The following is a 10,758-nucleotide window of genomic DNA, read 5'->3' as shown; positions in this document are numbered from 1 at the left end:
CGCTCCCTGTGGCGCGCCACCGGCATGAAAGACGAAGACTTCTCCAAGCCGATCATTGCGGTGGTCAATTCGTTCACCCAGTTCGTGCCCGGACACGTGCACCTGAAGGACCTGGGCCAGCTCGTCGCGCGCGAAATCGAAGCCGCCGGCGGCGTAGCCAAGGAATTCAACACCATCGCGGTCGATGACGGCATCGCGATGGGCCACGACGGCATGCTGTATTCGCTGCCGAGCCGCGACATCATCGCGGATTCGGTGGAGTACATGGTCAATGCGCACTGCGCCGACGCGATGGTGTGCATCTCGAACTGCGACAAGATCACCCCTGGCATGCTGATGGCCGCGATGCGCCTGAACATTCCGGTGATCTTCGTGTCCGGCGGCCCGATGGAAGCCGGCAAGACGCGCCTCGCCAATCCAAAAACCGGCACCATCGAGTTCAAGAAGCTCGACCTGGTGGACGCGATGGTGATCGCCGCCGACAAGGCCTATTCCGACGCCGACGTGGCCGAGGTGGAACGCTCCGCCTGCCCGACCTGCGGTTCGTGCTCGGGCATGTTCACGGCGAACTCGATGAACTGCCTGACCGAAGCGCTGGGCCTCTCGCTACCGGGCAACGGCACCGTGGTCGCCACGCACGCGGACCGCGAGCAGCTCTTCAAACGCGCCGGCCGCCGCATCGTCGAACTGGCCCGCCAGTACTACGAGCAGGAAGAGGCGAGCATTCTGCCGCGCGCGGTGGGCTTCAAGGCGTTCGAAAACGCAATGACGCTCGATATTGCGATGGGCGGCTCGACCAACACGATCCTGCACCTGCTGGCGATCGCGCGCGAAGCGGACATCGACTTCACGATGACCGACATCGACCGTCTGTCGCGCATCGTGCCGCAGTTGTGCAAGGTGGCGCCGAACACCAACAAGTACCACATCGAAGACGTGCATCGCGCGGGCGGCATCATGGCCATCCTCGGCGAGCTGGACCGCGCCGGCAAGCTGCACACCGACGTGCCGACGGTGCATGCGGCAACGCTGAAGGACGCGCTGGATCAGTGGGACATCGTGCGCACTCGGGACGACGCGGTCCGTACCTTCTACATGGCGGGCCCGGCCGGCGTGCCGACCCAGATCGCGTTCAGCCAGAACACGCGTTGGCCGAGTCTCGATCTCGATCGCGCCGAGGGCTGCATCCGCTCGTACGAGCATGCGTTCTCGAAGGAAGGCGGCCTTGCGGTGCTGACGGGCAACATCGCGCTCGACGGCTGCGTCGTGAAGACCGCGGGTGTCGACGAGAGCATTCTCGTGTTCGAGGGCTCGGCTCACGTGACCGAATCGCAGGACGAGGCGGTGGAGAACATCCTCGCCGGCAAGGTCAAGGCCGGTGATGTCGTGATCGTGCGCTACGAAGGTCCGAAGGGTGGCCCGGGTATGCAGGAAATGCTCTATCCGACGAGCTACATCAAGTCGCAGGGGCTCGGCAAAGCGTGTGCGCTGCTGACGGACGGCCGCTTCTCGGGCGGCACGTCGGGCCTGTCGATCGGCCACTGCTCGCCGGAAGCGGCGGCGGGCGGCGCGATCGGCCTCGTGCGCGACGGTGACAAGATCCGCATCGACATTCCGAACCGCACGATCAACGTGCTGCTGTCCGACGAGGAACTGGCGAGCCGCCGCGAAGCGCAGAACGCGCAGGGGTGGAAGCCCGCCAAGCCGCGTCCGCGCAAGGTGTCGGCGGCGCTCAAGGCGTATGCGAAGCTGGTCATGTCGGCCGATAAGGGTGCGGTGCGCGACCTGTCGCTGCTCGACGACTAATTTGGCGGCGCACTTCGCGCCTGCTCGCGTGTAAAAAAGCCGCTCTTCGGAGCGGCTTTTTTTTGCCTGTCTGGTGTGTTGCGGCTTCGCGCGCGGCGACGGCGTGAGCGAGTGGCCGCGCAACCAGCGATCGTCGCTCCAGCGCCCGGGGCAAAGAGCAAACAATAGCCGCCCGCTTTCACCCCGCGACGTTCACGCTTTTACCGCTGATCGACCACCGTCGTGTTGTAGGTCGTCGAGCCGATCACCACGTTGTTCAACGCGATGCCATTGACGTTGTACGCGTAAATCGGGCCCGGCGTGCTGGCGCTGGCCGGTCCTGCGCAGACCGCTGTGCCCAGGTTGCAGTTCGAGATCGTGACGCCGGTGATCGCCGGCACCGTCGGCGCCGGTGTCGAGCCGTTGTAGTCGAACGCGACCGGCCCTTGCGCGACGATCGCCTGAAAACACGAACCCGTCACGCCGTTGAGCGTCACATTGCTCGCCTGCACGTTCGAGATGTTGACGTTCTGCACGACCGCCGGACGGGTGCGGATCGCGTCGTTGGCGGGCTGGTAGTCGCAATCGAACGTGATCAGGCCGCCTTGCGCCGCCGACGGATTGGCCGCCGTCGCCGTGACCACCCCGAGCGGCACCGTGCCGTTGATCGGACTGCCGGCCAGCAACGCGCTGCCGTAGCCCGAGCCTTTCAGCGCCACGCCGTTGGGCAGCGCAACCGTATCGACGTAGAAGTTCTTCACGAAGCCGCCGCGATTCATGTTCGTCTTGATGCGAATCGCGATGTTCAGCGGATTGGTCGCCCAGTTCTGGTTGAGCATCTGCAGATTGCGCGCGTAGATGTTCTGCACGCCGCCACCCATTTCGCTGCCGAGCGTGATGCCGCCGTGGCCGCTGTTCATCGTGCAGTTCTGGATTACGTGGTTTTGCGCGGGGCCGTACTGCGTGTCGAGATCCTTGCCCGATTTGATGGCGATGCAATCGTCGCCGGTGTTGAAGGTCACGCCGTCGCACAGCACGTTGTCGCACGCATCCGGATCGAAGCCGTCGTTGTTCGGGCCGATGCTGTTGGTCGTCACGCCGCGAATCACGACGTTCTTGCAATCGGTCGGATGATGCTGCCAGAACGGCGTGTTGTTGGTCGTGTAGTTCTCCATCAGCACGTTGGTGCAGCCGAGGAATTCGACCATGCACGGACGCAGGTAGTGCCCGATGCCGAAGATCCGCTTCTCGATCGGCACGCCCGCCTCCGACAGCGCGGGCAAGTAGTTCGCGTCCTCTTGCCACGGCGTGGTGGGGCTCGTGAGCTGCGCATAGAGCGCGTCGGAAATGCCCGGTACCGCGGTGCGCAGATCGACGTTGTTGGAATTGATCGACACCTGCGAAGGCGTCGTCGAGTTCACGCAGCCGTACGCGCCGTTCGATCCTTTAAAGGTCCACCAGCAGGTGGCGGTGTTGCCGGTGCCGGCGAACGGTGTCATCGCCTGGCCGTTGAGCACGGAGGTGGCGTCTTCGCCGGTCAGTGCGATGTTGGTCTGGTTGCGCGCGTAAACCGGCGAGCCGTAGTTGAGGCAATCGTTTGCCTGCCAGCGGCTATAAAAGAGGTTGCCGTTGGCGCCGCAGTTCACCGGGCCGTCCTTCGCGTAGTCGGCGGGATTCGGGCTGAAGTAGATCGTGCAGTTCGCGCTCAGGTGGAAGTTCACATTGCTGAGCAGGACGATCGGGCCTGCGCAATACCACGTCCCCGCCGGCACGACCACGCGACCACCGCCGGCCGCGTTGCAGGCCTGGATCGCGGCGAGAAACGCGGGCCTGGAATCGAACGAACTGGCGGCGTTGGTCTGTTCCGAGCCGGGGCTCGTGAGCGATGCCGAGCCCGTGTACGGATTGCTCGCGGCGATCACGGAGCAGGGCTGCGCGCCGTACTGGGTGACCAGATAGTCGCGCGCGGGGAACATCGACTGGCTGATGCCTTGCAACGACGCGATGATCTGCGTGGCCGCGCCCGACGAGCCCCAGATCGGGTCCTGCACCACCGGCGGTGCGCTCGGCGTGGCGGGCGAATCGTCGAGGGAGCTGCCGCAAGCGGACAGGCCGCCCAGCAGGGTCGCGCCTGCGGACGTGCCAGCCAGCACGATGAAGGCACGGCGTGCGGGCGAATGGGGTTCGCTCTGCTGGCGGTTTCTCGATGCGTTGCGCTGGCCGTTATTTTTATACCGGGTTGTCACGGATGTCTCCTTGCCCTTTGCGGGCGTTGTCAGTAATCGTGGGTGATGATGGGGCGACCAGTAGTGATCCTTACTATTTTGTAAAGAGTGGACGACGACGGCAATGGACTCACACTCGCGAGTGTGAGCGCGCGCCCTTCCACGGCTCCCTCTGCATGGAACCGATGGAAAGGCGAGCAGGGACGTGCGGCGTTAAGCGGGTTGCTGGCCGATTTCGTGATTGGCGAGCACTTCGAGCGCGCGCACCATCGCGGAGTGGTCCCACGCCTTGCCGCCATGCGCGACGCACGCATTGAACAGCGCCTGGCAGGTGGCGGTGTTCGGCAGCGATACGCCGAGCGCTTGCGCGGTCGACAGCGCGAGGTTCAGGTCCTTCTGGTGCAGTTCGATGCGAAAGCCCGGATCGAAGGTGCGCTTGGTCATGCGCTCGCCGTGCACTTCCAGGATGCGCGACGAGGCGAAGCCGCCCATCAGCGCTTCACGCACGCGCGCCGGATCGACGCCGGCCTTCGACGCGAGCAGGAGCGCCTCGCCGACTGCTTCGATCGTCGCGGCCACGATCACCTGATTGGCGACCTTGCACACCTGACCCGCGCCCACCGCGCCGATCAGCGTGACGTTCTTGCCCATCATGTCGAAGAGCGGCTTGACGCTGTCGAAGGTCGCGGTTTCGCCGCCCACCATGATGGTCAGCGAGCCGGCCTTGGCGCCGACTTCACCGCCCGACACCGGCGCGTCCAGATAGTCCGCGCCGCGCTCGCGCACGCGCGCGGCGAATTCGCGCGTGGCCATCGGCGAGATCGAGCTCATGTCGACCACCGTGTGGCCCGCGCGCAAGGCGCTGGCCACACCCTGTTCACCGAACAGCACGCGTTCGACGTCCGGCGTGTCCGGCACCATGATGAAGATCACGTCGGCCTGCGCGGCGACCGCGGCGGGGCTGTCGCACGCGACGGCGCCGGCCTGGGTGAGTTCATCGGGCACGCCGCTGCGCGTGAACGCGGCCAGCGCGACGCCGTTCTTGAGAAGGTTGGCGGCCATGGGCTTGCCCATGATGCCGAGTCCGATAAAGCCTGCTTTTTGCATGGAATGCTCCGAAGATGTCGTGGCGGCCGTGCCGCCGCCCGTGTCTGGTTTGGCGCCGGGGTTCAGGCCTCGTCCGCCGGTTTCTGCATGAAGTGTTTCTGAACCGTCTGTGCGGCGTGTTTCAACATGCCCATGTCCGCGCACACCGCAATGATGCGGCAGCCCATCGACAGATAGCGTTCTGCGTCAGCCTGCACCGGCGCGAGAATGCCGCTCGACTTGCCGGCCGCCTGGGCGCGCGCGAAAACCTGCGCGATCGCCTGTTGCACGTCGGGATGGCTCGCGTTGCCGAGGCGGCCGTAGCCGGCCGCGAGGTCGGACGGACCGATGAACACCGCGTCGACGCCGTCCACCGCGAGGATCTCGTCGATCGCGTCGACGGCCTTGCGGCTCTCGATCTGTACAATCACGCAGATGTTGTCGTTGGCGACGTCGAAGTAGTCGGGCACGGCCGCATAGCGGTTGCCGCGATGGCTCACCGACACGCCTCGAATGCCCTGCGGCGGATAGCGCGTCGCGGCGACCGCGCGGGCCGCGTCGTCGGCGCTTTCGATGAAGGGCACGAGGAAGTTGGAGAAGCCGCTGTCCAGCAGTCGCTTGATGAACACGCTGTCGTTGGCCGGCGGCCGTACCACCGGCGCGCTCGCGCTGTCCTTGAGCGACATCAGCTGGGGGATCAGCGTGAGCACGTCGTTAGGCGCGTGCTCGGCGTCGAGCAGCATCCAGTCGAAGCCGACGCCGCCCAGCAGTTCCGTCACCACCGGACTGGCGAGGGACGCCCAGCAGCCGATCTGGGTTTCACCGGCGCAAACCGCGCGCCGGAAGCGATTGGGTAGGGCCTGGTAGGGCGTGACAGACGGCATGGGTATCTCCTCGAACGGCAATGGATCGGGCGAGTCCGACGGCGGCTAGGCGGGTGTTATAAGTCGTCGTATGTCTTGTCTCAGGTTAGCATTGACCCCGTGGGTTGTAACGGCCACGTAAACCCGCATTCCCCGCCAGACAGGCCTTTCAGCTTGCGTGGCAGGGCCCCTATGTTGTAGGATGACTTATATCTCAAGCCTTTATTTAAGGAAAGCAAAAATGTCTATTTCCGGCGAAATGCTGATCGGCCGCCAGGCAGTGCGCGGCGAGGAACAACCATTGCACGCGGTCAATCCTGCCACGGGGTCCGAGATCGCCGAGCCGGTTTTCGGCAGCGGCGGCGTCGCTCAGGTCGAGCGTGCGTGTGAACTCGCGCAGCAGGCGTTCGACCCGTACCGCGCATTGCCGCTGACGGTGCGCGCCGAGTTTCTGGAACGTATCGCCGACGGCATCGCGGCGCTGGGCGACGCGCTGATCGAGCGCGCGCATCAGGAATCGGGTCTGCCGAAGGCGCGTCTCGAAGGCGAGCGCGGCCGTACGACCGGCCAGCTCAAGCTGTTCGCACAGGTCGTGCGCGCCGGCCAATGGCTCGCCGTGACGCTCGACTCGCCGCTGCCGGAGCGCAAGCCGCTGCCGCGCTCGGATCTGCGTATGCAGAAGATCGCGCTCGGCCCGGTCGCGGTGTTCGGCGCCAGCAACTTCCCGCTCGCGTTTTCGGTGGCGGGCGGCGATACGGCGGCGGCGCTCGCGGCCGGTTGCCCGGTCGTCGTGAAGGCGCACCGCGCGCACCTCGGCACGTCGGAAATGGTCGGCCGTGTGATCCAGTGCGTCGCGCAGGAAATGGACTTGCCTGAAGGCGTGTTCTCGATGATCGTCGGCGCGGGCAATCTGGTCGGCGAAGCGCTGGTCGCGCATCCGGCGATCAAGGCGGTCGGCTTCACCGGTTCGCGCGCGGGCGGCACGTCGCTGATGCGCGTCGCGGCGGCGCGTGCGGAGCCTATTCCGGTCTACGCGGAGATGAGCAGCATCAACCCCGTGTTCATTCTGCCGAACGCGCTGGCGCAACGCGGCGACAGCATCGCGCGCGGTTTCGTCGATTCGCTCGTGCTCGGCGCGGGTCAGTTCTGTACCAACCCGGGTCTCGCCATCGTTCTCGACAGCGACGCGTTGAAGCGCTTCGTCGCGACGGCGTCGGAAGCGCTGAGCGGCAAGCCGGCTCAAACCATGCTGACGGCGGGCATTCATGCCGCGTATCAGGACGGCGAAAGCAAGCTCGCGGCGACGAGGGGCGTCGAGGCAGTGGCGCGCGGTGTCGAGGCAAGCGGCCCGACGCAGGCTCGCGCGGCACTGTTCGTGACCGATGCGCAGACTTTCCTCGCCAACCCGGCGCTGGAAGACGAAGTGTTCGGCCCGGTGTCGACCATCGTGCGTTGCAAGGACGAGCAGGAAATGCTGAAGGTGGCCGAGCACTTCGCCGGCCAGTTGACCGCGACGCTGCAGATGGACAGCGCCGACATCGCCGCCGCGAAGAAGCTGGTGCCGATTCTCGAGCGCAAGGCAGGGCGGATTCTGGTCAACGGCTACCCGACGGGCGTCGAGGTGTCGCACGCGATGGTGCACGGCGGCCCGTTCCCGGCGACGTCGGACAGCCGCGCGACGTCGGTCGGCACCACGTCGATCGAGCGCTTCCTGCGCCCGGTGTGCTACCAGGACTTCCCGGCGGAACTGCTGCCGCAGGCGCTGGCCGACGGCAATCCGCTCGACCTGTGGCGTCGTCGCGACGGCGAAATCACGCGCGGCTAAAGATCGACCTTGCTCTCGTGGCCTGCAAGTGAGCGGGCCGCGAGCGTGAGATAAAAGCGAAGCAGAATAAAAAAATGGCCGGGAAATCCCGGCCATTTTTCTTTTGCGCGCAGCCTGGTGAATCAGCTATTCGCCTCGCTCACTTCGTTCGCGCGCCGCAGCCGCTCACGGCTATTCGACAGATGCATGCGCATTGCCGCGCGCGCGCCTTCCGCATCGTGCCGCGAGATCGCTTCGAGAATGCTTTCGTGCTCGAGGTTGACGAGCGACAGATACGCGTCCGGTTCCGCGCGCGCAATGCCGGCCGAGTCGAGCCGGTTGCGCGGAATCAGCGCGCTGCCCATTTGCGTGAGGATGTCGACGAAATAGCGGTTGCCCGTGGCGCGCGCCACCGAAATATGGAACTGCAGGTCGGCGTCGACGCTATCGAGCCCGTTGTGGCGAGTCGCTTCGATCGCGTCGAGCGCGGCGCGCATGCGCGCGAGGTCGTCCGTCTTCGCGCGTTGCGCGGCGAGACCGGCGCACTCCGTCTCGAGGCTGATACGCAGCTCGAGAATGGACAGCACGTCGCGCAGCGTGGTGGCCGGCACCATGTCGATGCCCAGCTTTTCGCGCTGCGGCTCCAGCACGAAACTGCCGATACCGTGCCGCGTCTCGATGATCTTGCCTGCCTGCAGACGTGAAATCGCTTCGCGAATCACGGTGCGGCTCACGCTCAGCGTGACCATCAGCTGCGATTCGGTCGGCAGTTTGTCGCCGGGCTTCAGCGCGTTGGTCGCGATCTGCTCGGTGACGTAGTTCACGACGAACTCGGCAAGATTGCGAGCGCGTCGTGGCGGTGCCGCGGATGCCAGTGGAGTAGCCATCGAAAACGCCCCTTGAATCAGATAGTTGCAGATACGCTCTGCAAGTTCATTATACCGTCGTCTGACGACTGATTATAAAAACGCCGGATCATTTTCAGCGCCGGCGCCCGAGCGGCGTCGGCGCGTGCCGAAAGCGCCTTGCGCAGCACCAGTGGCGCGCGCGCGAGGCGCCCGGAAGTACGATAACCGCTCGCGCGGCCTCAGGCCTCGCGCAGCTCGACGCGCTTGATGTCCTTGACGATCACGAGATAGCTGAACACCGTGAGCAGCGCGTTCGCGCCGACGAACACCAGCGCGCCGTTGAACGAGCCGGTGCGCGCGACGAGGTAGCCGATCACGATCGGCGTGACGATGCCCGCGACGTTGCCGAACATGTTGAAGATCGCGCCCGACAGGCCGAGCGCTTCCTTCGGCGACGTATCGGCGACCACCGCCCAGCCGAGCGCGCCAATGCCTTTGCCGAAGAACGCGAGCGACATCAGCGCGACCACGATCCAGTCGGTCGACACATAGTTGCAGCCGATGATGCTCACCGACAGCAGCATGCCGCCGACGATCGGCACCTTGCGCGCCACCGTCAGCGAGTGACCGCGCCGGATCATGCCGTCCGACAGCACGCCGCCGAGCACGCCGCCCGAGAAGCCGCAGATCGCCGGCAGCGATGCCACGAGTCCCGCTTGCAGGATCGTCATGCCGCGCGCCTGCACGAGGTAGATCGGAAACCAGGTCAGGAAGAAGTAGGTCAGCACGTTGATGCAGTACTGCGCGAGATAGACGCCGAGCAGCATGCGGTTGCCGAGCAGTTGACGCACCAGCGACCAGCCGCCGGTATTTTCGATCCTGTCGGCGCGCGTCGTTTTCTGGTGGCCGGTCACGACGCCGCCGCCTTGCTGGATGTACTCCAGTTCGGCGCGCGATACGCGCGGGTGGTCCGCGGGGTTCTTCATCACCTTCAGCCAGGTGAGGGCGAACGCGAGCCCGATCGCACCCATCACGACATAGACGGCCTGCCAGCCGAACGCGTGGGTGAGCCACGCCATCAGCGGCGTGAACACCACCGCGGCGAAGTATTGCGCCGCGTTGAAAATGGCCGACGCGGTGCCGCGTTCGTTGGTCGGGAACCAGCTGGCCACCACTTTCGCGTTGGCCGGGAACGCCGGTGATTCCGCCGCGCCCATCGCGAAACGCAGCGCGAACAGCGCGACGACAGCGGCGCCCGCGCTGCCGAGCAGACCGATCGAGCTTTGCAGCAGGGTGAAGAGCGACCAGAGGAAGATGCTCGCCGCGTACACACGCCGCGCGCCGAAGCGGTCCAGCAGCCAGCCGGCCGGCAGTTGCGAGAGCACGTATGCCCAACTGAACGCGGAGAAGATGTAGCCCATGCGGATCGCGTCGAAGCCGAACTCGGTGCGCATCGCGGAGCCGGTGACCGAGAGCGTCGCGCGGTCTGCGTAATTGAGCGTGGTGATCAGAAAGATCAGCAGCAGGATCGCATAGCGCACTTTGGTGCGCGTGGTGGCGTCGGCGGGATTCACCGTGCGGCTCATCTCCATGGTCATCTCCTGAATTTTTTTGCAAGGGAGCAGGGCTCCCTGGAATCTGGTGCAACCAGCTGTCGTGATGCCGGCCAACCGGTCCGGCCCGGCAACAGAAGGCCGGGTGGCACGAGTTCGCCCGAGGTGTCGCGCGAAGCCGGTGCCGCGGTACAAAAACGCCCGGCGACGTTGCCGTCCCGGGCGCTCGCGGTGAAAAGCCGCTTGCACAGCCGTATTCACACGGCCGCCGGCTCTCTTGCCACTGTTACGCCAACTGCTTACTGCGCTCCGAGCTTCTTGATCAGCGCGTCGAGTTGCGCCACTTCTTCTTCGGTCAAATCGGTCAGCGGTGCGCGGACCGGGCCTGCATCGTGGCCGACCAGCTTCGCGCCAGCCTTGACGATGCTGACCGCGTAGCCTGCGCGGCGGTTGCGGATCTTCAGGTACGGCAGGAAGAATTCGTCGATCAGCTTGCCGACCGTTGCGTGGTCGTCAGCGGCGATCGCGCGGTAGAAGTCCATCGCGGTCTTCGGAATGAAGTTGAACACCGCCGACGAGTACACCGGCACGCCC

8 protein-coding genes are annotated in these 10,758 nt (G+C 65.4%); 2 read left to right on the top strand and 6 right to left on the bottom strand.

Features of this window, described 5'->3' with window-relative positions; translation table 11 throughout:
- Positions 1-1,806 (top strand): dihydroxy-acid dehydratase (gene ilvD / locus CIC12_RS25025; RefSeq protein ID WP_238812883.1); only part of this gene is annotated, 1,806 nt, incomplete at its 5' end.
- Between the two features lie 200 nt (positions 1,807-2,006).
- Here the strand turns inward: ilvD and CIC12_RS25020 are convergent.
- The 3 genes from CIC12_RS25020 to garL form a co-directional block, all read right to left on the bottom strand.
- A complete protein-coding gene (locus CIC12_RS25020) occupies positions 2,007-4,031 on the bottom strand; it encodes a glycosyl hydrolase family 28 protein (RefSeq protein ID WP_168668007.1) in 2,025 nt (674 codons plus the stop codon).
- 192 nt (positions 4,032-4,223) lie between these two features.
- Positions 4,224-5,261: a 2-hydroxy-3-oxopropionate reductase gene (locus CIC12_RS25015; protein WP_342030567.1), complete on the bottom strand. Its 1,038-nt coding sequence runs from the start codon at positions 5,259-5,261 to the stop codon at positions 4,224-4,226.
- Positions 5,180-5,980 carry a 2-dehydro-3-deoxyglucarate aldolase gene (gene garL, locus CIC12_RS25010; protein ID WP_168668003.1) on the bottom strand — a complete coding sequence of 267 codons (801 nt, stop codon included), beginning with the start codon at positions 5,978-5,980 and terminating at the stop codon, positions 5,180-5,182. The genes CIC12_RS25015 and garL overlap by 82 nt, the downstream gene beginning before the upstream one ends.
- A gap of 220 nt (positions 5,981-6,200) precedes the next feature.
- Between garL and CIC12_RS25005 the strand changes: the two genes are divergently transcribed.
- Positions 6,201-7,784, top strand: a complete 1,584-nt coding sequence (locus CIC12_RS25005; protein ID WP_168668001.1) for an aldehyde dehydrogenase (NADP(+)) — start codon at positions 6,201-6,203, stop codon at positions 7,782-7,784.
- A gap of 122 nt (positions 7,785-7,906) precedes the next feature.
- Here CIC12_RS25005 and CIC12_RS25000 read toward each other — a convergent pair whose 3' ends face one another.
- The 3 genes from CIC12_RS25000 to CIC12_RS24990 all read right to left on the bottom strand — a co-directional run.
- Positions 7,907-8,650 (bottom strand): FadR/GntR family transcriptional regulator, encoded by a 744-nt coding sequence (locus tag CIC12_RS25000; RefSeq protein ID WP_121321620.1) that lies wholly within the window; start codon positions 8,648-8,650, stop codon positions 7,907-7,909.
- Positions 8,651-8,850: 200 nt separating this feature from the next.
- A complete protein-coding gene (locus tag CIC12_RS24995) occupies positions 8,851-10,203 on the bottom strand; it encodes an MFS transporter (RefSeq protein WP_168667999.1) in 1,353 nt (450 codons plus the stop codon).
- 260 nt (positions 10,204-10,463) lie between these two features.
- Positions 10,464-10,758, bottom strand: a 295-nt coding sequence (locus CIC12_RS24990; protein ID WP_174772184.1) for a dihydrodipicolinate synthase family protein, incomplete at its 5' end; no start/stop codon positions are given.

The sequence above is a fragment of the Paraburkholderia sp. SG-MS1 genome (genome assembly GCF_012275575.1).
GTDB lineage: Bacteria > Pseudomonadota > Gammaproteobacteria > Burkholderiales > Burkholderiaceae > Paraburkholderia.
Note: the sequence above shows the minus strand (reverse complement) of the source record. Positions and strands in the feature narration are given on the sequence as shown.